This is a genomic window from Mycobacterium sp. 5-140-3-2, from assembly GCF_035666375.1.
Classification (GTDB): Bacteria; Actinomycetota; Actinomycetes; order Mycobacteriales; family Mycobacteriaceae; genus Mycobacterium; species Mycobacterium intracellulare.
Window position 1 is genome coordinate 5,399,796 of sequence record NZ_CP142025.1, and the last position, 22,146, is coordinate 5,421,941.

The following is a 22,146-nucleotide window of genomic DNA, read 5'->3' on the forward strand; positions in this document are numbered from 1 at the left end:
TGACGCCGGCGCGAGTGATCGTCATGCATCCTCCTCGCATCCGCTCAGCCGGAACCAATAGAACCCGTGTCCCGGCAGTGTCAGCAGGTAGGGCAGGTGACCGATGCGCGGAAACTCCACCTGCCCGGTCAGCTCGACCGGCGTGCGTCCGCTCCAATGCTGCAGGTTCAGTTCGATCGGCTGCGGGAACCGCGACAGGTTGTTGACGCACAGCACTGTGTCGCCGTCGCCGGACACCTGCCGCAGGAACGCCAGCACCGACGGGTTCGAGCCGCCCAGTTCCTCGAAACTCCCGATGGCGAAGGCCTCGTGGCGGCGCCGCACGGCCAACATCGTGCGGGTGAAGTTGAGCAGCGACGTGGACGTGTCGCGCTGGGCCTCCACGTTGACCGCCTGATAGCCGTACACGGAGTCCTGGCTCGGCGGCAGGTACAGCCGGCCGGGGTTGGCCTTGGAGAAGCCGGCGTTACGGTCCGGCGTCCACTGCATCGGGGTGCGCACCCCGTCGCGGTCTCCCAGCCAGATCACGTCGCCCATGCCGATCTCGTCACCGTAGTACAGGACCGGCGAGCCGGGCAGCGACAGCAGCAGCGCGGTGAACAGCTCGATCTGGTTGCGGTCGTTGTCCAGCAGTGGGGCCAGGCGGCGGCGGATGCCGACGTTCGCCTTCATCCGCGGATCCTTGGCGTACTCCGAGTACATGTAGTCACGCTCTTCGTCGGTGACCATTTCCAACGTCAACTCGTCGTGGTTGCGCAGGAAGATCCCCCACTGCGCCATGTCGGGGATCTCCGGCGTCTGGGCCAGGATCTCCGAGATCGGGAACCGGGATTCCCGGCGCACCGCCATGAAGATGCGCGGCATCAGCGGGAAGTGGAACGCCATGTGGCATTCGTCGCCGCCGGTGCTGGGGTCGCCGAAGTACTCGACGACGTCGGCCGGCCACTGGTTGGCCTCGGCCAGCAGCACCCGCCCCGGGAATTCGTCGTCGACCACCTTGCGGACGCGTTTGAGGAAGGCGTGCGTCTCCGGCAGGTTCTCGCAGTTGGTGCCCTCCCGTTCGAACAGGTAGGGCACCGCGTCCAGCCGGAACCCGTCGATGCCCAGGCCGAGCCAGAACCGCAGCACGTCGATCATGGCTTCCTGCACGGCCGGGTTTTCGTAGTTCAGGTCCGGCTGGTGCGAAAAGAACCGGTGCCAGTAGAACTGCTTGCGCACCGGGTCGAAGGTCCAGTTGGACTCCTCGGTGTCGATGAAGATGATCCGGGCATCGGTGTAGCGCTCGCTCGTGTCGCTCCACACGTAGTAGTCGCCGTACGGGCCGTCGGGGTCGTGGCGCGACTCCTGGAACCAGGGGTGCGAATCCGATGTGTGGTTCATCACCAGGTCGGTGATCACGCGGATGCCCCGCTCGTGCGCGGCGTTGAGCAGCGCGACGAAATCCTCGACCGTCCCGAACTCGGGCAGCACCTTGTAGAAGTCCCGGATGTCATAACCGCCGTCGCGCAGGGGCGAGTCGTAGAACGGGGGCAGCCAGATGCAGTCGATGCCCAGCCATTGCAGGTAGTCCAGCTGCCCCAGCAGTCCGCGCAGGTCACCGGCGCCGTCGGCGTTGGCGTCGAAAAACGCCCGCACCAGCACCTCGTAGAACACGGCGTGCTTGAACCAGGTCGGGTCGGTGGGTAGCGCGGCGGCGTTGTTGAAGTCCTCGGCGTCGGGGTGCTCGACGACGCCGTCCTGGACGTGACTGCCCCCTTCGGGATGGTGCTCGACAGCTTCTTTTGCGTCGTTCATCAAATCCACGATGCCACGGGTACCCGAGGCGCGACATTCGGAATCACGCCCACTCCTGGGAGACGAATCACGGCCGGGGGCAAACGAATTGGCCTCCGGCCGGATGTCGTCGCCGGGTGTGTCAGGCCGGCGGCCCCTCCGCCAGTGTGATGTTCGCGGTGCGGTCGCCGCCGTCGGTGGAGCGGTAATGCACGGCGATCGTGTCCCCGGGGTGGTGCGGGACGAGCACCTCGGTCATGGACGTCGCCCCGGTGATCGCGACGTTGTCGACCCCGGTGATGACGTCGCCCGCGGCGATCCCGGCCGCCCCGGCGGGCCCGCCGTTGACCACCCGCTGGACCCGCGCGCCGTTGCCGTTGTTGTCCATCACGCCCAGGCCGAGGAACGCGGTGGGGCCGATGTGCACGGTGTTGGAGCCGGCGCCGGACCTGATCTGGTTGGCGACACCCATCGCGCGGCCGATCGGAATCGCGAAGCCCTGCCCGCCGGACATCTTGTAGCTGTCGGTGGCGGCGGTGTCCACACCGATCACCTGCCCGGCGCTGTTCACCATGGGCCCACCGGAGTCGCCCGGCCTGATCGGCGCGTCGGCCTGGATGAGGCCGCCCAGATTCTCCTGCGCGCCGGTCAGGGTGTCGGTCGCCGAGACGCTCTGGTTGAGCGCGAGGACCTTGCCCGTGACCGCGCTGGGGGTTCCGCCCTGACCGCCGGCGTTCCCCAGCGCGACGATCGGCTCGCCCACCCTGGCCTCACCACCGATCGCGGCGGTGGGAAGCCCGGCGGCACCGCGCAGCTGCAGCACCGCGATGTCTTGCGTGCGGTCGTAGCCGACCACGTCCACGGCGTAGGTCTGCCCGTTGCCGACGGCGAAGGCGCTGATGTCGGTGGCCCCCGAGATCACGTGGTTGTTGGTCAGCACGACACCGTTCGGGTCGATCACGATGCCGGTGCCGGCACCGACGGCGTTGTTGTAGCCGAACTTGGTGTCGATGTTGACCACCTGCGGCCCCACCTGACCGACCATCGCCGACGGGTCCAGCGGCAGGGCGGGCGGTGACGCGGTGGCCATTCCGAGGCCGATACCGGCGTCCAGACCGAGGCCGAGTGCGACCACGGCCACCACGCTGACCACCCTGGACCAGACCGAGCGGTGGTGCGATTTGCTCATCGGTGTCACCCTCCTGCTTCGCCGTAACCAACAAACTGTCCCGGCCTCAGGCTCTGGGCGGCACAATTCGTGTACATAACCGTAATGCAGGTAGCTGTGCACGGCATGTCCCAGGCTCGCGCCGGCCCTGCTGTCACGCCCGGCGCGCCCCTAAGCTGACGCGGTGGGCGAATTCGACCCCCGGGCCCGATTCATCGAGTCGCCGGTCGCGCGGTTGGCCACCGTCACCCCGGGCGGGGCGCCGCACCTGGTGCCGGTGGTGTTCGCGGTCGCCGCCGACCCGGGCGGCCGGGACGTGGTGTACACGGCCGTCGACGCGAAACCGAAGACGACGCGGCGGCTGCGCCGGCTGGCCAACATCGAGGCCAACCCGCGGGTGAGCCTGCTGGTGGACCACTACTCCGATGACTGGGCGCGGCTGTGGTGGGTGCGGGCCGACGGTGTCGCCACCATCCACGACGACGGCCGGGCACTGGAATCGGGGCGCCGGCTGCTGCGCGCGAAATACCCTCAGTATCAATCGGTTTCGCTGGACGGCCCGGTCGTCGCCGTCGCCGTGCACCGCTGGTCGAGCTGGCATCCCTGATCGGCCGGCCGTTCGATCTGGCCCGACGGTCTTGTGGTCGACGGGAGTTGGGTGAATGGTAGCTAGATAGGTGCTAGCTAGGTCAGCGACCACGCGCCCCGGCAACCTGGAGGAAGTCATGGCAGACAGGACAACTACTTCCCAAGGCGCGGGAAACGCTCCTACCGCCAACGGTCCGGGCGAGATTCGCAACGTGGTTCTGGTGGGACCGTCCGGCGGCGGCAAGACCACGCTCGTCGAAGCGCTGTTGGTCGCCGCCGGCGTGCTGACGCGAAGCGGCTCGGTGGCGGACGGCAGCACGGTCTGCGACTACGACGAGGCCGAGATCCGTCAACAACGATCGGTGGGCCTCGCGGTGGCCTCCCTGTCGCACGACGGCGTCAAGGTCAACCTGATCGACACGCCCGGCTACGCCGACTTCGTCGGGGAGCTGCGGGCCGGGCTGCGGGCCGCCGATTGCGCGCTGTTCGTGATCGCGGCCAACGAAGGCGTCGACGAGCCCACCAAATCGCTGTGGCAGGAGTGCAACCAGGTCGGCATGCCCCGGGCCGTGGTGATCACCAAGCTCGACCACACCCGCGCGAATTATTCCGAGGCGCTGGCCGCGGCGCAGGATGCGTTCGGCGACAAGGTTTTACCGTTGTACCTGCCGACCGGGCTGCCCTCCTGCCGCGGGCTGATCGGTCTGCTGTCACAGGCGCGCTACGAGTACGCCGACGGCAAGCGCAGCGTGCAGGCGCCGGACCCGTCGGACGCCGCGCAGATCGAGGAAGCGCGCGGGGCCCTGATCGAAGGGATTATCGAGGAGTCCGAGGACGAGTCGCTGATGGAGCGGTACCTGGGCGGTGAGTCCATCGACGAAGCCGTCCTCATCGCCGACCTGGAGCGGGCCGTCGCCCGGGGGTCGTTCTTCCCGGTGATCCCGGTCTGCAGCACCACGGGTGTGGGCACCTACGAGTTGCTGGAGGTCGCCACCCGCGGGTTCCCGTCGCCGATGGAACACCCGCTGCCGGAGGTCTTCACGCAAGTCGGGGCGCCGCGCGCCGGCCTGACGTGCGACACCGACGCGCCGTTGCTCGCGGAGGTGGTGAAGACGACGTCGGACCCCTACGTCGGCAGGGTCAGCCTGGTCCGGGTGTTCTCCGGGACCATCAGGCCCGACACCACGATTCACGTGTCGGGCCATTTTGCGTCGTTCTTCGGCACGTCTAATGGAAACGGGCATGCGCACCCCGATCACGACGAGGACGAGCGCGTCGGCGTCCTGTCCTTCCCGCTGGGCAAGCAGCAGCGCCCGGCCGCGGCCGTGGTGGCCGGTGACATCTGCGCGATCGGCAAGCTGAGCCGCGCCGAGACCGGCGACACCCTCTCGGACAAGTCGGAGCCGCTGGTGCTGAAGCCCTGGACCATGCCCGAACCCCTGCTGCCGGTCGCGATCGCCGCCCACGCCAAGACCGACGAGGACAAGCTGTCGGTGGGGCTGGGCAGGTTGGCCGCCGAGGACCCGACGCTGCGGATCGAGCAGAACCAGGAAACCCACCAGGTCGTGCTGTGGTGCATGGGTGAGTCCCACGCCGGGGTGGTGCTCGACGCGCTGGCCAACCGGTACGGCGTCACCGTGGACACCGTGGAGCTGCGCGTCCCGCTGCGAGAAACCTTCAGCGGCAAGGCGAAAGGCCATGGCCGTCACGTCAAGCAGTCCGGCGGCCACGGCCAGTACGCGGTGTGCGACATCGAGGTGGAGCCGCTGCCGGAGGGCTCGGGCTTCGAGTTCGTGGACAAGGTGGTCGGCGGGGCGGTGCCGCGTCAGTTCATTCCGAGCGTCGAGAAGGGTGTGCGCGCCCAGATGGAGAAGGGCGTGCACGCGGGCTACCCGGTGGTCGACATCCGTGTCACCCTGCTCGACGGCAAGGCGCACAGCGTCGACTCGTCGGACTTCGCGTTCCAGATGGCCGGCTCGCTGGCGCTGCGGGAGGCCGCGGCCGCGACGAAGGTGGCGCTGCTCGAGCCGATCGACGAGATCTCGGTGCTGGTGCCCGACGATTTCGTCGGCGCGGTGATGGGCGATCTGTCCAGCCGGCGCGGCCGAGTCCTCGGGTCCGACACCGCGGGCAACGAACGCACCGTGGTCAAGGCCGAGGTGCCCCAGGTGGAGCTGACCCGCTACGCAATCGACCTGCGGTCACTGGCGCACGGCGCCGCCTCGTTCACCCGGTCGTTCGCCCGCTACGAGCCGATGCCGGAATCGGCCGCGGCGCGGGTCAACGCCGGCGTCTGAGCGTTCAGGCCCCGCGAGCGAACCGTTCGGCGACGGCGCGCCGGTCCAGCGAGCCTTTGGCGGTGTGCGGCAACTCCGCCGCCTGCTGGAAGTCGGTCGGCACCTCGAAGGGGGCCAACCGGTCACGGCAAAACGACGCCAGCTCGTCGGCCGTCGGCGCGGCGGATCCGCGCGCGACGATCACCGCGGCCACGGTCTCGCCGTATAGCGTGTCCGGCTTGCCGAACACGGCCACCTCCAGCACGCCGGGGTGGCTCGCCAGCACCGCCTCGACCCGCTCCGGCGAGATCTTCTCCCCGCCGCGGTTGATGAGTTCCTTGATGCGGCCGCGGATCACGAGGTCGCCGGCCGGCGACAGGGTGCCCAGATCGCCGGTGTGCAGCCACCCCTGGGTGAAGTTGGCGTCGGTGATCGACGGGTCGCCGAGGTAGCCCCGCACCACGGTGGGGCCGTGCAGCCAGACCTCGCCGACGGTCTCGGCGGGCAGCGACCGACCGTCGGATCCGACGATCCGGATCTGCGGTCCGGTCGAGCGCCCGACGAGACCCGGTGTGGCGCCCGGGTTTTCGCTGTGCCCGGCGCCTTCGACTGCGGTGGTGGCCACCTGGTGGGTCGCCTCGGTCATCCCGAATGCGCACACCACCGGGGCCGAGAACGTGTCCTGCAGGGCCTGCGCCGTCTCGGCGGTCAGTGGCGCGCTGCAGCTGCGGATGAACCGCAGGCCGCCGGCGCCGGCGGGCCGCTCGGTTCGGGCGCGTTCCAACAGGATCTGATGGATCGTCGGGACGGCCGTGTACCAGGTGGCCCGGACCGCCTCGATGTCGTCCCAGAAGGTGTGCGCCGAGAATCGCCCACCCGCGGGCAGCAACACCGTTCCCCCGGATGCCAGGGTCGCGAGCAGGGCGGCGAGCAGGCCGTGCCCGTGGTAGAGCGGCATCACCGCGACGGTCGAATCCCGTTCCCCCAGGGCGTATCCGGCGACGATGGCCGCGACCGAGCCGGCGATGTTGTGGCGCGTCCAGGGCACCATTTTGGGCATGCCGGTGGTGCCGCCGGTGAACATGATCATGGCGTCGTCGTCGCGCAGGCCCTCCGGCGTCGACACGTCGCGCTGCGGTGCGGCGCTGACCGTCAGGGTGACGGCCGGGGCGGCGGCGTCGGGTCCGGCGCTCACCGCGATGGGCCAGGCCGGCGGTGTCGCCCCGGCGGCGTCGTCATCGCCGAGCCGGTCGACGAGCACCGCCCGCGCGCCCACCGCCTCGCTGCGGGCGCGCTGCTCGGTGCCCGGCAGCGCCGGATCGAGCGGAACCGCAACGAGATCCGCCCGGGACGCGGCGAGCAGCCCGACGACGAATTCGGCGTTGCTGCCGGCGCGCAGCGCGACCCGGTCGCCCGGGACCAGGCCGCCGGCCGCCAGTTGTGCGGCCAGATCGTCGACCAGTCGAGTCAAGTCGTGGTAGCTGACCGGGACGCGTTCGGCGGTGACGACCAGCGCGCACGCCTGCGGCGCCCGCCGCGCCGCCGCCTCGACCAGGTCGGCGATGCGCGGGCCGGCGGACGCCGTGACCTCGCCGCCGGTTGTCGAATCGGATCCCATCACCGCGCTCCTTCCCCTCTGTTGCCGTCCTTGTGCCGTCGATGCCACCCTGCCGGGCGGGCTCGCGGCGCGTCCAATACCGATCCGCTCACGACCGATAACCGTCGGCTATCGAAGCCCAACGTCGCCCCTCTGAGCTGTGGCGATAGACGCCGTCGATCATCGGATAGCGGCTTCGACTTGGACACGCGCCGGGGGCCGGGGTCACAGTGATGGCTAGTCAGTACCGCCCGCGCACCGAGGAGTCGCCCATGTCCACCGTTTCGGCGTCGGGAAGCGACGCGCGGGGGTCGACCCGCGTGATCGACGGCTTCCACCTCGTGGTGGACGCGCTCATGGCCAACGACGTCGAAACCATCTACGGCCTCGTCGGCATCCCGATAACCGACCTCGCCCGGACCGCGCAGGCGGCGGGCATCCGCTACATCGGCTTTCGGCAGGAAGCCTCGGCCGGCAACGCCGCGGCGGCCGCCGGATTCCTCACCCGCCGCCCCGGCGTGTGTCTCACGACATCCGGGCCCGGTTTCCTCAACGCTCTGCCCGCGCTGGCGAACGCCACGACGAACTGCTTCCCGATGATCCAGATCTCCGGCTCGAGCAATCGGGCGCTGGTCGACCTGCAACGCGGTGACTACCAGGACCTCGACCAGCTCAACGCCGCACGGCCGTTCGCGAAGGCGGCCTTTCGGGTCAACCGGATCGAGGACATCGGTCGCGGCGTCGCGCGCGCGATTCGCACCGCGGTCTCCGGGCGTCCCGGCGGCGTCTACCTCGACATCCCCGGCGACGTCCTGGGCCAGGCCCTGGAGGCCTCGGCCGCCGCCGGCACGATATGGCGGGTCGTCGACCCCGCTCCCCGTCAACTGCCCGCTCCCGACGCGGTCGACCGCGCGCTGGAAGTCCTGGCCCGGGCGCGGCGGCCGCTGATCGTGCTCGGCAAGGGCGCGGCGTACGCCCAGGCGGACAACGAGATTCGACGATTCGTCGAAGCCACCGGCATCCCATTCCTGCCGATGTCGATGGCCAAGGGGCTGCTCCCCGATTCGCACCCGCAGTCCGCGGCCACCGCACGGTCGCTGGCGATCTCACGGGCCGACGCCGTCCTGCTGATCGGCGCGCGGCTGAATTGGCTTCTGGGCCATGGGGAGTCGCCGCAATGGTCCGCCGACACCCAATTCGTGCAGGTCGACATCGCGGCGAGCGAATTCGACAGCAACCAGCCGATCGCCGCGCCGTTGGCCGGCGACATCGGCTCGGCGATGTCCGCGCTGTGTGACGCCGTGACCGCCCGCCCGTTCGCCGCGCCAACGGAATGGGCGACCGAGCTGGCCGACCGCAAGGCGCGCAATGACGCCAAGATGCGCGAGCGCCTCGCCGACGACCCGCACCCCATGCGGTTCTACAACGCCCTCGGCGCGATTCGCGCTGTGCTGCAGCACAACCGGGACGTGTACGTCGTCAACGAGGGCGCCAACGCGCTCGACCTGGCGCGCAACGTCATCGACATGGAGTTGCCGCGGCACCGGCTCGACACCGGAACCTGGGGCGTCATGGGGATCGGCATGGGCTACGCGATCGCGGCCGCCGTCGAGACCGGCGGGCCGGTCGTCGCGATCGAGGGTGACAGCGCGTTCGGCTTCAGCGGGATGGAGATCGAGACCATCTGCCGCTACCGGCTGCCGGTGACCGTCGTCATCCTCAACAACGGCGGCGTCTATCGGGGGGACGAGACCGCGGCACACCCGTCGGACCCGGCCCCCACCGTGCTGAACGCCCGGGCGCGCCACGAGCTGATCGCAGAGGCGTTCGGCGGCAAGGGTTATCACGTCGCCACACCCGATGAGCTGCGCGCGGCGCTGACCGAGGCGATCGGCTCCGGGGCGCCCTCGGTCATCGACTGCGAGCTCGATCCGGCCGCCGGGGTGGAAAGCGGTCATCTGGCCGGCCTGAACCCGGCTCGCGCGGCGGCGGTCAGCGGCGGCGGGTGACGCCCAGGAGTTGGGCGTCGAAAAACTCGTTCAGCGCCAGGCCCGCGGCCGACGCCGCCAGCGCACGCGCGATCGGCGAACCGGGTCCGCTCGCGTTGGTCGCCAACACGACGTCGGCCTTGAGCACCGGATCGACCATCTCCACCGCCCGGACCTCCGGGCCCAGCGGGGAGGTCCACAGCCACGTGTGCGGCACGATGGAAGCCCACTTTCCGGCGGACGCCTGAGCGAATAGCGAAGCGACGGAGTCGGTTTCGACCTGCGGACTGACGGTGATGCCATGATCGTCGAACGCCTTGTCGATGATCTGACGGTCGCGCATGTCCGGGGTGAGCAACGCCAGCGGCAATTGCGCGGCCTGGGCCCAGGTCATCGTCGCCGCCCCGGATCCCAACATCTCCGCGGGCGACAGCAGCACGTAGCGCTCCTGGTATAGCGGGACCAGGTTCACGTCCGCCTCGTCGGGTGCCGCGTGCACGATCGCGGCGTCGAGCTCGAACTCGCGCAGGCGTCGGTACAGTTCGGTCGCCGCCAGCCGGGACAGGATCTGCACCTTCACCAGTGGGTGCGCCGAGCAGAACGCCGAGAGCACCAACGACGCGGTCGTCGATGCGGTCGGCACGGTGCCCAGCCGCAGCGTCCCCGTGATGCCGGAACGGACGGCGTCGACCTCGGCCTTGAAGGCGTCGTGCTCGGCGAGAATCCGCCTGGCCCACACCACCAACCGCTCGCCTTCGGGGGTGAGGCCCTCGAAGCTGTGGCCACGGTTGATCAGCGTGACGTTCAGCTCCCGCTCCAGCTTGGCGATCGCGGCAGACAGCGCCGGCTGGGATACGAAGCACTTCTCGGCGGCCCGGGCGAAGTGGCGCTCGGAGGCGACCGCAACGAAGTACTCCAGCTGGCGGAAGAGCACCGCACTCCTCGGGTTCCGGGCTCGGGCTTGGGCGCCGATCTCGCTGAGGCTAACGCGCGCCCGACGGGTGCGCCAAGCCCGCGGCGGCACCTTCGACCACACCCGGGCACGATTTGGGGGCTGCGGCCGCGAAAATCGGTGTATCGGTGCCGTTTTCGAAGCGCGTGCCACCCGGGCTGCGCGCCGCCGACCCAATCGAACCCAATCGGCAGTCGAATCGTGACCGCAGCGGGTCCAGTGGGCTGTCATTGTTTGCTGAAACCGGTGATTCGTGGGTAACCCGTAGAATGACCGTGTGTTGATCGCACCATCTCGAAGGGTGGACGCTATGCGTCGAGGTGTTCGTTATCTATTTGTTATGGTCGCGATCACGGTCATGGGCCTGGTGGGATCGGCGGCCCGTGGCAGCGCCGCCGTGCCCACGCCGCACGCCGCACCCGAGGTCGCCTCGATTTTGCCCGCCGACGGCGCCGTGGTCGGCGTGGCGCACCCCGTCGTGGTGACGTTCACCGCACCGGTGGCCGATCGGGCCGCCGTCGAGCGGTCGATTCGTGTGACGTCGCCGGGCGGCACGCCGGGGCACTTCGAGTGGGTTCACAACACGGTGGTGCAGTGGGTCCCCGACCAGTACTGGGCCCCCCACACGCACGTTTCGGTCGGTGTGCAGGCGCTGACGACCGGCTTCGACACCGGCGAAGCGCTGCTCGGTGTCGCCAGCATCTCCAAGCACACCTTCACCGTCAGCAGGGACGGAGAGGTGCTGCGCACCATGCCCGCGTCGATGGGCAAGCCCAGCAGGCCCACGCCGATGGGCAGCTTCACCGCGCTGGAGAAGCAGCGCACCGTGGTGATGGACTCGCGCACGATCGGCATCCCGCTCAGCTCCCCCGAGGGCTACAAGATCACCGCGCAGTACGCCGTCCGGGTCACCTGGAGCGGCGTGTACGTCCACTCGGCCCCGTGGTCGGTCGATTCCCAGGGCTACGCCAACGTCAGCCACGGGTGCATCAACCTCAGCCCCGACAACGCCGCCTGGTACTTCAACCAGGTCAACGTCGGCGACCCCATCCAGGTCGTGGCCTGAGCGTCACCCGCAGTCCCCGGCGTGTGACCGTCGTCACACGCGCCGACAGGAAGACCCGCCCGCGGCGATGAGTTCTCGTTGGAGCGAGGCAGTTGAACGAGAGGCGGGCCATGACCGGCGATGTGAAGCGCACGAAAGTTAGCTCTAGAGGCCCGGCGCGCGAGCGGGTCGCCGCCCGCATCCGCGAGTTGGCCGCGACCGACGAACAGTTCCGCAACGCCCAACCCGATCTGTCGCTGCAGCAGGCGGCGCGCCAACCGGGCCTGCGCCTGCCCCAGATTCTGGAGCTGTTCGTCGAGGGCTACGCCGATCGGCCCGCGGTGGGCTGGCGGGCCAAGACACTGAGCACCGACCCCGCGACCGGGCGTACCACCACGCGACTGCTCCCCCGCTTCGACACCATGACCTACCGCGAGCTGTGGGCCGATGTGCGCGCGATCGCCGCCGCGTGGCGGCACGACGCCGCGAACCCCGTGTCGCCCGGGGACTTCGTCGCGACGGTCGGTTTCGCCAGCGCCGAATATCTGACACTCGACCTGGTCTGCGGCTACCTCGGGCTGGTTGCCGTTCCGCTGCAACACAATACGACCCCCTCACGGCTGCGACCGATCGTCGACGAGGTCGAGCCGTCGATACTGGCCGCCGGCGTCGGTTATCTCGACCTCGCGGTCGAGGCGGCGTCGGGCAGCTCGTCGTTGCGGCGGCTCGTGGTCTTCGATTACCAGCCCGAGGTCGACGAGCAACGCGAGGCGCTGCAGCGCGCCCAGGCGACGCTGGCGGCCGCCGGCGCGGCGGTGACCATCGAGACCCTCGACGAAATCATCGAACGCGGACGCGCCCTGCCGCCCGAGCCCATGTACACCGGTGATACCGATCAGCGGCTGGCGATGATCATGTACACCTCGGGCAGCACCGGATTACCCAAGGGCGCCATGTACACCGAGCAGATGCTGGCCAAGGTGTGGACCAACGAGCTGATGCCCGACTTCGCGGACACACCCGTGTTCAACGTCAACTTCATGCCGCTGAATCACCTCGGTGGCCGGATACCGCTGTCAACCGCGTTCCAGGCCGGCGGCACCAGCTACTTCGTGCCGGAAAGCGACCTGTCCACGTTGTTCGACGACTGGAACCTGGTGCGCCCCACCGAGATGGGCCTGGTACCCCGGGTGGCGGAAATGCTCTACCAGCGCTACCAGAGCGCCGTCGACCGACTCGTGGCTTCGGGCGCCGACGCCGGCTCCGCCGAGGCCCGGGCGCGGGCCGAGCTGCGTGAGCAGGTCCTCGGCGGGCGCATCGTGACCGCCTTCTGCGGGACGGCGCCGCTGGCCGCGGAGATGCGGGCCTTCGTCGAAACCTGTTTGGACGTCCACGTTCTCGACGGCTACGGGCTGACCGAGGTCGGCATGGTGACCAAGGACGGGCGCATGACCCGTCCCCCGGTGCTCGACTACAAGCTCATCGACGTTCCCGAACTCGGCTATTTCCACACCGACAAGCCTTATCCGCGTGGCGAATTGCTGGTGAAGTCGCTGACCGCGACGCCGGGCTACTTCAAACGACCGGACGTCACCGCCAACGCGTTCGATCCCGACGGCTACTACCGGACCGGCGACGTGATGGCCGAGCTCGAGCCGGACCGGCTGGCCTACGTCGACCGCCGCAACAACGTGTTGAAGTTGGCGCAGGGCGAGTTCGTCGCCGTCGCCCGCCTGGAGGCCGTCTTCGCCAGCGCGCCGCTGATCCGCCAGATCTTCGTATACGGCAACAGCGAACGCCCCTATCTGCTGGCCGTCGTCGTGCCGACGGCCGACGCCGCGGAGCGATTCACCGAAGATCCCGAGGGCCTCAAGGCCGCCGTCGCCGAATCCCTGCGCCAGTCGGCGCAACTCGCCGAACTGCAGTCCTACGAGGTGCCCGTCGACTTCATCGTCGAAACCGAGCCGTTCAGCGAGGACAACGGCCTGCTCTCGGGCGTGGGCAAGCTGCTGCGGCCGAAGCTCAAGGAGCGCTACGCCGACCGGCTCGAACAGCTCTACGCCGAGCTGGCCGAAAACCGCGTGACCGAGTTGCGTGCGCTGCGCGAGGGGGCGGACAAACACCCCGTCGTCTTCACCCTCACCCGGGCCGCCGAGGCGCTACTGGGTGTGGCCGGCGGCCCGCCCGCCCCCGACGCACTCTTCATCGAACTCGGCGGCGATTCCCTGTCGGCGCTGACCTTCTCCAACCTGCTGCGCGACATCTTCGACGTCGACGTGCCGGTGGGAATGATCACCGGGCCCGCCACCGACCTGGGCCAGCTCGCGGAATACGTTGAATCCGAACGCAAATCGGGATCGCGGCGGCCCACATTCGCGACTGTGCACGGACGCGACGCCGCCGAGGTCCGCGCCGCGGAGCTCACCCTCGACAAGTTCATCGACGCGACGACCTTGGCCGCCGCACCGAACCTGCCGCGCGCGACCGGCACACCCCACACGGTCCTGCTGACCGGCGCCAACGGCTACCTCGGCCGCTTCCTGGCCCTCGAATGGCTCGAGCGCCTCGCCGAGACCGGCGGGAAGCTCGTCTCCATCGTCCGCGCGACGGACACCGCGACGGCCGGCAAACGGCTGGAGGCCGTTTTCGACAGCGGGGATCCGCAGTTGCTGGAGCGGTTCCGGACGCTGGCCGCCGAGCACCTGGAAGTCATCGTCGGCGACATCGGTGAGCCCAATCTCGGCCTGGACCAATCGACTTGGCAGCGCCTGGCCCAGAGCGTGGATCTGATCGTCCACCCGGCCGCGCTGGTCAACCACGTGCTGCCGTACGACCAACTGTTCGGCCCGAACGTCGTCGGCACCGCCGAGTTGATCCGCCTGGCGATCACGACGCGCATCAAGCCCGTCACCTATCTGTCGACCGTCGCCGTGGCGATGACGGTCGATCCCGGCGAGTTCGCCGAAGACGGCGACATCCGCGCGGTCAGCGCGGTACGCCCGATCGACGACAGCTATGCGAACGGGTACGCGAACAGCAAGTGGGCCGGTGAGGTGTTGCTGCGTGAGGCGCACGACCTGTGCGGGTTGCCGGTCGCCGTCTTCCGCTCCGACATGATCCTCGCGCACAGCCGGTATGCCGGGCAGCTGAACGTGCCAGATGCCTTCACCCGCTTGATGTTCAGCCTGCTGACCACCGGCATCGCGCCGACCACGTTCTACCGGACCGACGAACACGGAAACCGAGCCGTGGCCCACTACGACGGGCTGCCCGCCGACTTCGTGGCCGAAGCGGTCACCACGCTCGGCGAACAGATGGCGGCCGAGGAATCCGGCGAGTGCCGCTCCTATGACGTGATGAACCCACACGACGACGGCGTCTCCCTGGACGTGTTCGTCGACTGGCTGATCGCCGCCGGACACGACATCCGGCGCATCGAGGACTATGACGAATGGCTGGGCCGCTTCACCACGGCGCTTCGCGCGTTACCGGACAAGCAGCGCCAGCATTCGGTGTTGCCGCTGCTGGACGCCTACCGGGAACCCGCGGCGCCACTGCGGGGAGCGCCGGCCCCCACCGACGTCTTCCGCCACGCGGTGCGGACGGCCAAAATCGGTGCGGACGAGGACATTCCGCACCTGTCGGCGGCGTTGATCGACAAGTACGTCGCCGACCTACGCCTGCTGGGCTTGGTGTAGCCCCGTGCGGTGCTAACCGGGCAGTCCCCGCTTGATCGCATCGTCTTGCTTGCGCGCGATGTCGACGGTCACGGCCGGGTCGAACGGGTCGTCGGGTGCGCTGTCGAATTCCAGGGTGACGAGCGCCTTGCCTTCGGTGAACAGCAGGACCGTCATGGCTTGGGAGTTGTCGGGCGAGGCACCCGAAATCGCCGACCCGTTGGCGCCCACGGCGAGCGGCCGCCAGTCGCCGACCACCTTGCCCGCGTATTCGCTTTTGCTGCCGGCGAGTTCGGCCGCGGCGGCCGACGGGTCGGCGGTCACCACGATGGTGTCCCACAGCCGGCGGCCGCTGTCGGCGTTGGCGAACAGCTGCGCGACCCCCGGCGCGTTGTTGGGGTTGAGCATCGGCGACTGGGGTGCGGTGAGACCCCCGCCCACGTCGCCCGGCTTGATCAGCAGGTAGCCGTAATCGGTGGGTTGCCCCGGCGGCGGTCCGGTGACCGCGCCCGAGTCGGTCGGGGACGCGGACGGGCCCGACTCCGCCGCCGACGGCGGTGGGGGCTTGTCGGAGCCGCCGCAGCCCGTGCTCGCGGCGCCGACCGCGACGATCGCGGCCGCGTGCCACACGACCCGGCCGGCGATACCGATTCGAGGAGCCCCCACGCATGTTCCTTCCACGCGTCATCCGTGCCCGAGTTGCTACGAACATATGCCCAACGGGCCGCCGGTGGGTAGCGCTTTGCGTGCCTATGCTGGCGTGGGTGGGGGCATCGTCGCGGTGAGGAGATCGGCATGACCGCTGCAGCGGCGCGCGCCGTACGGTTCGACCGGTACGGGGGGCGTGAGGTGTTGTACGTGGCGGACATCGACATGCCCACGCCCGGACCGGGCGAGGTTGTCGTCGAGGTCCGCGCGGCCGGAATCAATCCCGGCGAGGCCGGCATCCGGGTCGGGGCGATGCACGAGAGGTTCCCGGCCACCTTTCCCTCCGGGGAGGGCAGCGACCTCGCCGGTGTCGTGACCGCGGTGGCGCCCGGGGTCACCGAATTTGCGGTCGGCGACGAGGTTTTGGGATTCAGCCTGCGCCGGTCCAGCCACGCGACTCACGCCGCCGTGCCGGTGGGTCAACTGATTCGTAAGCCCGCCCAACTCGGTTGGGAGACGGCGGGTTCGCTCTACGTGGCCGGCGTGACCGCGTACGCGGCCGTGCGCGCGGTGGCGCCGCAGGCCGGTGAGACGGTCGCCGTGTCGGCGGCCGCGGGCGGGGTGGGCAGCCTGGTGGTGCAACTTCTGGCGCTGCGCGGGGCGCGCGTGCTGGGCATCGCGGGCCCCGGCAACGCCGACTGGCTGCGCGCGCATGGCGTCGTCCCGATCGCCTACGGTGAGGGGCTCGCCGGGCGATTGCGCGACGCGGCGCCCGACGGCATCGACGCGTTCATCGACTTGTTCGGCCCGGACTACGTCCAGCTCGCGGTGGACCTCGGCGTCGCGCCGGAGCGGATCAACACCATCATCGCCTTCCAGAAGGCCGGCGAGGTGGGCGCCAAGACCGAGGGCAGCATGGACGCCTCGACACCCGAGGTGCTCGCCGAGATGGCCGGCCTGATCGCCTCCGGCGCCGTCGACTTCGACATCGCCGCGACCTATCCGCTGGACCGGGTCGCCGACGCCTTCGCCGAACTCGAGCGACGGCACACCCACGGGAAAATCGTTCTGCTGCCTACCGACTCACAATGACGAGACCGGCCCGACGACCCCTGCCTGCACGATTTTGATGATGACGAACGCGACGGCGACCACGAGGTAGCCGCGCAGGGTGAACAACCCCGCCCGGCGCATCGGCGACATCGCGGGCCGGTCGAGCAGGGCCAGGTTCGGGGTGACCCAGCCGGCCCGGTCCTGGCGGCGCACGGCCCGCCGTTCGGCACGGGTGAGCGATGCGGCGTCGTCGAGTTCGTCGACCTGCTCCGGGTCCAGCCCGCCTCCGAGGGTGCGCACGATGGCTTCCGCCGCGGCCAGGCTGCGATGCCTGCGGCCGACGACGACCATCACCGCGCCGCCGGCGATGCCGACCGCGGCGCCGGCGGCGAGCCCGGTCTCGATGGTGGCGGTGGACAGGTCCGGGAAGAAGGTCGTCGCCGTCAACGCCAGGGACAACAGCACCAGACACCACACGATGCTCCACGCAACGATGTTCTGCCGCACCGTGTTCACCCACGGTCCCAACACCGCGCGGTCGTTGCACAGCAACACCAGAAACACGGTGGCCGAGGGAAGCAGCACGCCGGCGAGCGCCTGCACGCCCTGGGTCACCAGGCCCAGGACGTGGTCGGGGCTGAAGGACACCGCGGCCGACACCGCAAGCAGCACCGCGTAGCCGCCGTAGAACACCGGCGCCTCGCCGATCTTCCAGTGCAACGAGTGCCGCTTGCCCAGGGCGTCGCCGACGGCATAGGTGGTCGCCAGGCCGACGGCGTTGGCGCCGATCAGCGACGCGTCCAGCAGGATGATCGCGAACAGCGCCCCCACCGTGCCGCCCAGATGCCGCGACAACCCCGCGGCGACCGCTCCGGCGTCGGTGAAGTGCCCGGCGTCGGCGGTGCCCGCCATCCCGAAGGCCGTCACCGCCATCAGCGCCGTCGCCCCGACCATGACCACGACGATCCCGATCACCAAATCGGCCCGGCCGTAAGGGATCCAGCGCGCGGTGATGCGCTTGTCCACCACGTTGGACTGCTGGAAGAACAGCTGCCACGGCGCGACCGTCGTCCCCACGATCGCGACCACCAGGAGCAGCACGGTCGAGTTCAGCCCGCCGGGGAACTGCGGGATCAGCCCGGCCGCAGTCGCTTTCGGGGCCGGATGCGCCAGCAGCACCATCGGGATGATCAGCACGTTCACCGCGATCAACAGGAACATCAACCGCTCCCAGCGGCGAAACGAACCCCCGGCCACGACGGCGAACAACAGCACCGCGGCCGCTGGGACGGCGACGAACTTCGGACAACCCAAGAACCCGAGAGCCATTGACACACCGATGAATTCGGTGACGATCGTCAACGCGTTCAAGATCAGCAGGTCGCCGACGCTGAAGGCGCCCCAGAACTTGCCGAACCGTTCGAAGATCAAGCGCGCGTGACCCACCCGGGCGACCGCGCCCAGCCGCAGCACCATTTCCTGGTTCACGTAGAGCACCGGGATCATCAGCACCAGCGTCCACAGCAGGCCCATCCCGTAGTCCTGGCCGGCCTGGGCGTAGGTCGCGACGCCACCGGCGTCGTTGTCGCCGACCATCACGATCAGGCCGGGACCGGTGATGACCGCCAGTGTCTTCAGCCGCCGCCAGCTGCCGGTCACGGTCCCGTCGGTGCGCCCGATGCGACCGAACGCGCCGACGATGTCGCCGACGTGCGCGGTGTCGAGCACCGTCGACGCCGGCGCCTCGGCGCGCGGGTTCTCCGCGGCGGCGGCCGTGCGGCCCGAACCCAGGCCACGGCCGCCGCCGGTGTGGATCGACGTCATCTGGTCCTCGCTGTACGAATCGCTCTCACCACGGGTGAGGGCATGCGGATGCACTCGATGCGTGGGGCGAATCACCAGTGGTTGTCGGGGCGTCCCGACGCGTGCCCGCCCAGCGAGGCGGTGACCACCGCGATCGGCATCCGCGAGACGTACAGGTTGGCGCGCTCCTGCGGGGTCAGGTTGGTCCGCAGGTGCAGCTTGTCGGCCAGCAACCGGCCCGCGCGCAGCATCGACCGCCGGCGTCCCCGCGGAACGGCGGAAAAACGGTGCGTAACAACAAAAGCCATGATCTTCTCCTGCCAGGGGTCCGATCGGCATCGACACTGTCCGTGGGACGTGTCAGCCGCGCAGGACCAAACGCAAGGTCAGGCGGCGGAAGGAATGCCGGAGCCGGATCGGGACAAAACGAATTTCGGATGCGGACTATCGCCGGGACTCATCTCGCCCTCACCTCCTCACGGCCGGGACACACGCGGGTGTCGTCACATTCACCTGAACGAGAGAGGCAGGAATGACCGACGGCACCAAAGCCGCCGGTCGCACCCCTCTCGTCGGAGCTTCGGCACTGCACGGCGTATCCGGAACGTTCCAGAAGCCACTTGGGCTCAACCCTTGGGTCCGGGAAGAGCTGTCCTGACCCGGGGCGTCTCTCGACGTTCGGGGTCAGTGGCCTGTATCCATGCAGACGCCTCACCTACCGAGGTGCTTGCGGAGTCCATAGTGGCACCGCGGCCCGGGCTCGTCAAACTCATTTGCGCTGAGCGTGGCGCCGTCGGCGGGCTCCCAGCGCCCACCCAGGCCGCACGCCTAGGCTCGGCGAGATGACCACAACGCTGCAGGATCCCCGGGTCGCATCGACGCTCGACCGCATGTACGCCGAGTCGAAGAACCAGATGTCGCTGTTGCGCGAGCGGCGTGGCACCTTCGATCAACCGATGTCCGCCCAGGAGCGGGCCGACGCGATGAGCGAGTTCTACATCCCCGTGACGCCCGAAGCCGGCCGGCTGCTGTATTCGTTGGTTCGCGCCACCCGCCCGGCGACGGTCGTCGAATTCGGGATGTCGTTCGGCATTTCCGCCGTTCACCTGGCCGCCGCGGTGCGTGACAACGGGAGCGGCCGCGTCGTGACCACCGAGCTCAGCGCCGCCAAGATCGCGGCCGCGAAGAAGACGTTCGCCGAGACGGGCTTGGACGATGTGATCACGATCCTGGAGGGCGATGCGCTGAGCACGTTGAAAAGCGTGGACGGGGCGGTCGATTTTCTGCTGCTCGACGGTTGGAAAGATTTGTACCTGCCCGTGATCGAGCTGCTGGAGCCCCGGCTGTCCACGGGTGCGTTGGTCATCGCCGACAACGCCAGCTCGGCCGATATGGCCCCGTATCTCGACCGCGTGCGCGACCAGGCCAACGGCTACGTCAGCTTCAACTTCCAGGTCCGCGACAGCGACAGCATGGAGATCAGCTGCCGCACAGGCACTTAGCGGCTAGCGCAGCGACTCCTCGAGCCACGGCGTCAGCCACTTCACCCCTTCCGGGGTCAGGTGCACGCCGTCGCTGCGCACCTTGATGCCGTCGACCTTGGCGGTATAGACGCCGTCGGGGCACAGCTTCTTGTTCAGGTCGAGGATCGCGACGTTCGGGTGGTGGCTGACGGTCTTGCGCAGCATGGTGTTCCACAGGTTGACCCGGTCCGGCTGGTCCTCCGGATACAGCCGGCCGTCCGGCTTTTCACCGCCGCGGCTGTAGGGCACGGTCGCGACCACCACCCGCACACCGGTGGAGCCGGCGATGGTCAGCGCCCGCTCCAGCTCGCCGTTGAGGTAGGCGTCGAAGGTCGGGTCGCCGATGTGGGTCCACTGGCCCTCGTTGACGCGGTCCACGGTTTCCCAGCGGCCGATGATCAGCAGCGCGACGTCGGGTTGGTCCTGGGCGACCTGCCTGGCCCATCGGATCGGCCAGCCGTCGCACTCGGATCGCTGCTCGAGGGTTTGGCCCACATACCGGTACGGGGTGCCGCGCACCAGGCTGCATCCGATGACGGTGTGGTCGAGGAACGCGAATCCCGGTGTCGGCGGGAGGTAGTGCATCCACGTCCACCCGATCGAGTCCCCGAACACCGATACGGTGAACGGCCGGTTGGGATCCCGCGGCCGGCTTTCGCCGGGCGGTGACGGCGAGACGGCCGCGACCGCGGAGACGCCGGGCGGCAAACCCGGCTCGCGCAGCCCCGGCCCGGCTCCCACCGGAACCACCAACAGCGTCACCGCCGCGGCGCTGGCGACGGTCGCCGCCGCCAGCGGCAGCAGCGGCACCCGCGCCGGCCGCCAGCGCCGGATGGGCTGCTCGAGCACCCAGTAGGACGCCGCGGCCAACACCACCGTGGCGGCGCACCGCGCGGCGAACAGCGGCAGCCCGGACCACCCGGTGCGTTCGCCGTTGAGCGCCAAGAAGATCGGCCAGTGCCACAGGTACACGCCGTAGGAGATGGTGCCGAGCCACACCAGCGGCGGCAACGCGAGCGCGCGCGCGACGACGCCGCGCTGCTCCAGGGCGACCGGGGCGATGACGAGCACGGCCGCGATCGCGACGCCGATCAGCAAGCCGTGGCGGAATTCACCGCTGGCGCCGGTCGCGTAGTGGGTCGCGGCCGCCAGACCCGCCAAGCCCAGCAGCGGCAGAATCCGGGCGGCGCGACGCCCCCACCGCGTGCGGATCATGCACCAGCCGCGGTTCATCGACGGCCAATCCCGCACCAGCAGGGCCGCCGCCGACGCGCCGACCAGGAGCGCCTGCGCGCGGGTGTCGGTGCCGAAATAGATCCGGTCGCGGGTGCCGTCGGACACCATGACGATGGCGAGCGCCGCGGACGCCAGGGCCCCCACGGTGGCGATGACGAACGTCGCGAAGCGCACGCCCCCGACGGTGGCCCGGGTGAAACGGCGCCTCGCGCGCGCCGCCAACGCCAGCGTGACCGCGATCAGCAGCAGCGGCCAGACGAAGTAGTACTGCTCCTCCACGCCGAGCGACCAGGTGTGCTGCAGCGGCGACGGCGGTGCGCCCTGGGTGAAGTAGTCGGTCTTCTGGGCGACGAACCGCCAGTTCGCCAGCCACACGAACGCCGCGATGGCGTCGTCGCGCAGGCCGGTGAGCGACCGCTCGGGCAGCAGCTGCCGGGCCGCGGCCACGGTGAGCACCATCAACACCAGCGCCGGCAGGAGTCGCCGCGCGCGCCGGATCCAGAAGCCGGTGAGGTCGATGCGACCGGTGCGTCCCAGCTCGTCGAGCAGCAGCGAGGTGATGAGGAATCCGCTCAGGACGAAGAAGACGTCGACGCCGATGAATCCGCCGCTGACGCCGGGGATGCCGCCGTGCCCGATGAGCACCAGCGCGACGGCGATCGCGCGCAGGCCGTCGAGCGCCGGGATTCCGCTGCGCCCCTCTGGCCCGTCCCAGACCCCCAGCCGGCCGACCCGGCGCACGGGGGCGACCCATCGGGGCCGAGAACGACGAGCCGGTGCGGGGTGAGACCCGCCCGGCTCGATGCTCGCTGTCAGCGC

The 22,146-nt window shown here is 69.6% G+C and carries 15 protein-coding genes and 1 riboswitch; of the genes, 7 read left to right on the top strand and 8 right to left on the bottom strand.

Annotated features, from left to right (window positions below; all coding sequences use genetic code 11):
* Nucleotides 1-21 precede the first annotated feature (21 nt).
* Nucleotides 22-1,794 (bottom strand): maltose alpha-D-glucosyltransferase, encoded by a 1,773-nt coding sequence (gene treS, locus P6281_RS25390; protein WP_008262145.1) that lies wholly within the window; start codon nt 1,792-1,794, stop codon nt 22-24.
* A gap of 121 nt (nt 1,795-1,915) precedes the next feature.
* On the bottom strand, nt 1,916-2,962 hold the full coding sequence (locus P6281_RS25395; RefSeq protein WP_009956681.1) for a S1C family serine protease: 1,047 nt from the start codon (nt 2,960-2,962) through the stop codon (nt 1,916-1,918).
* 163 nt (nt 2,963-3,125) lie between these two features.
* On the opposite strand from P6281_RS25395, the gene P6281_RS25400 reads away from it, so the two are divergent.
* Together P6281_RS25400 and P6281_RS25405 are read left to right on the top strand one after the other, a co-directional pair.
* Nucleotides 3,126-3,548: a TIGR03668 family PPOX class F420-dependent oxidoreductase gene (locus P6281_RS25400; RefSeq protein WP_202377633.1), complete on the top strand. Its 423-nt coding sequence runs from the start codon at nt 3,126-3,128 to the stop codon at nt 3,546-3,548.
* A gap of 118 nt (nt 3,549-3,666) precedes the next feature.
* Nucleotides 3,667-5,826, top strand: a complete 2,160-nt coding sequence (locus P6281_RS25405; RefSeq protein ID WP_095763890.1) for an elongation factor G-like protein EF-G2 — start codon at nt 3,667-3,669, stop codon at nt 5,824-5,826.
* Nucleotides 5,827-5,830: 4 nt separating this feature from the next.
* Here P6281_RS25405 and P6281_RS25410 read toward each other — a convergent pair whose 3' ends face one another.
* Entirely contained in the window at nt 5,831-7,423 is a 1,593-nt protein-coding gene (locus tag P6281_RS25410; protein WP_202377634.1) for a FadD7 family fatty acid--CoA ligase, read from the bottom strand.
* Between the two features lie 251 nt (nt 7,424-7,674).
* Between P6281_RS25410 and oxc the strand changes: the two genes are divergently transcribed.
* Complete coding sequence (oxc, locus tag P6281_RS25415; RefSeq protein ID WP_324738553.1) at nt 7,675-9,411, top strand: oxalyl-CoA decarboxylase; 1,737 nt, start codon at nt 7,675-7,677, stop codon at nt 9,409-9,411.
* Here oxc and P6281_RS25420 read toward each other — a convergent pair.
* A complete protein-coding gene (locus P6281_RS25420) occupies nt 9,395-10,324 on the bottom strand; it encodes a LysR family transcriptional regulator (protein ID WP_009957108.1) in 930 nt (309 codons plus the stop codon). The two genes, oxc and P6281_RS25420, sit on opposite strands and share 17 nt — an antisense overlap.
* Before the next feature lie 328 nt (nt 10,325-10,652).
* Between P6281_RS25420 and P6281_RS25425 the strand changes: the two genes are divergently transcribed.
* Together P6281_RS25425 and car are read left to right on the top strand one after the other, a co-directional pair.
* Complete coding sequence (locus P6281_RS25425) at nt 10,653-11,408, top strand: L,D-transpeptidase (protein WP_038538166.1); 756 nt, start codon at nt 10,653-10,655, stop codon at nt 11,406-11,408.
* 110 nt (nt 11,409-11,518) lie between these two features.
* Nucleotides 11,519-15,085 (top strand): carboxylic acid reductase, encoded by a 3,567-nt coding sequence (car, locus tag P6281_RS25430; protein WP_014386080.1) that lies wholly within the window; start codon nt 11,519-11,521, stop codon nt 15,083-15,085.
* Between the two features lie 12 nt (nt 15,086-15,097).
* Here the strand turns inward: car and P6281_RS25435 are convergent, their stop codons facing one another.
* Nucleotides 15,098-15,730 (bottom strand): hypothetical protein, encoded by a 633-nt coding sequence (locus P6281_RS25435; RefSeq protein ID WP_014386081.1) that lies wholly within the window; start codon nt 15,728-15,730, stop codon nt 15,098-15,100.
* A 129-nt stretch (nt 15,731-15,859) separates the two neighbouring features.
* Here P6281_RS25435 and P6281_RS25440 point away from each other — a divergent pair, with 129 nt between their 5' ends.
* Nucleotides 15,860-16,804, top strand: coding sequence for an NADP-dependent oxidoreductase (locus P6281_RS25440; RefSeq protein ID WP_014386082.1), 945 nt, complete (start codon nt 15,860-15,862; stop codon nt 16,802-16,804).
* On the opposite strand, the gene P6281_RS25445 is transcribed toward P6281_RS25440, so the two are convergent.
* The gene (locus P6281_RS25445; RefSeq protein ID WP_232065627.1) at nt 16,796-18,589 is read right to left on the bottom strand and encodes an NRAMP family divalent metal transporter; all 1,794 of its coding nucleotides are present in this window, start codon (nt 18,587-18,589) and stop codon (nt 16,796-16,798) included. The two genes, P6281_RS25440 and P6281_RS25445, sit on opposite strands and share 9 nt — an antisense overlap.
* Nucleotides 18,590-18,660: 71 nt before the next feature.
* Entirely contained in the window at nt 18,661-18,876 is a 216-nt protein-coding gene (locus P6281_RS25450) for a hypothetical protein (RefSeq protein WP_131810750.1), read from the bottom strand.
* Between the two features lie 249 nt (nt 18,877-19,125).
* A riboswitch (M-box (ykoK) riboswitch) is annotated at nt 19,126-19,298 on the bottom strand.
* A 112-nt stretch (nt 19,299-19,410) separates the two neighbouring features.
* Between P6281_RS25450 and P6281_RS25455 the strand changes: the two genes are divergently transcribed.
* A complete protein-coding gene (locus P6281_RS25455) occupies nt 19,411-20,070 on the top strand; it encodes an O-methyltransferase (protein ID WP_014386084.1) in 660 nt (219 codons plus the stop codon).
* Between the two features lie 3 nt (nt 20,071-20,073).
* On the opposite strand, the gene P6281_RS25460 is transcribed toward P6281_RS25455, so the two are convergent.
* Nucleotides 20,074-22,068 carry an acyltransferase family protein gene (locus P6281_RS25460; protein WP_065507250.1) on the bottom strand — a complete coding sequence of 665 codons (1,995 nt, stop codon included), beginning with the start codon at nt 22,066-22,068 and terminating at the stop codon, nt 20,074-20,076.
* Between the last annotated feature and the right edge of the window lie 78 nt (nt 22,069-22,146).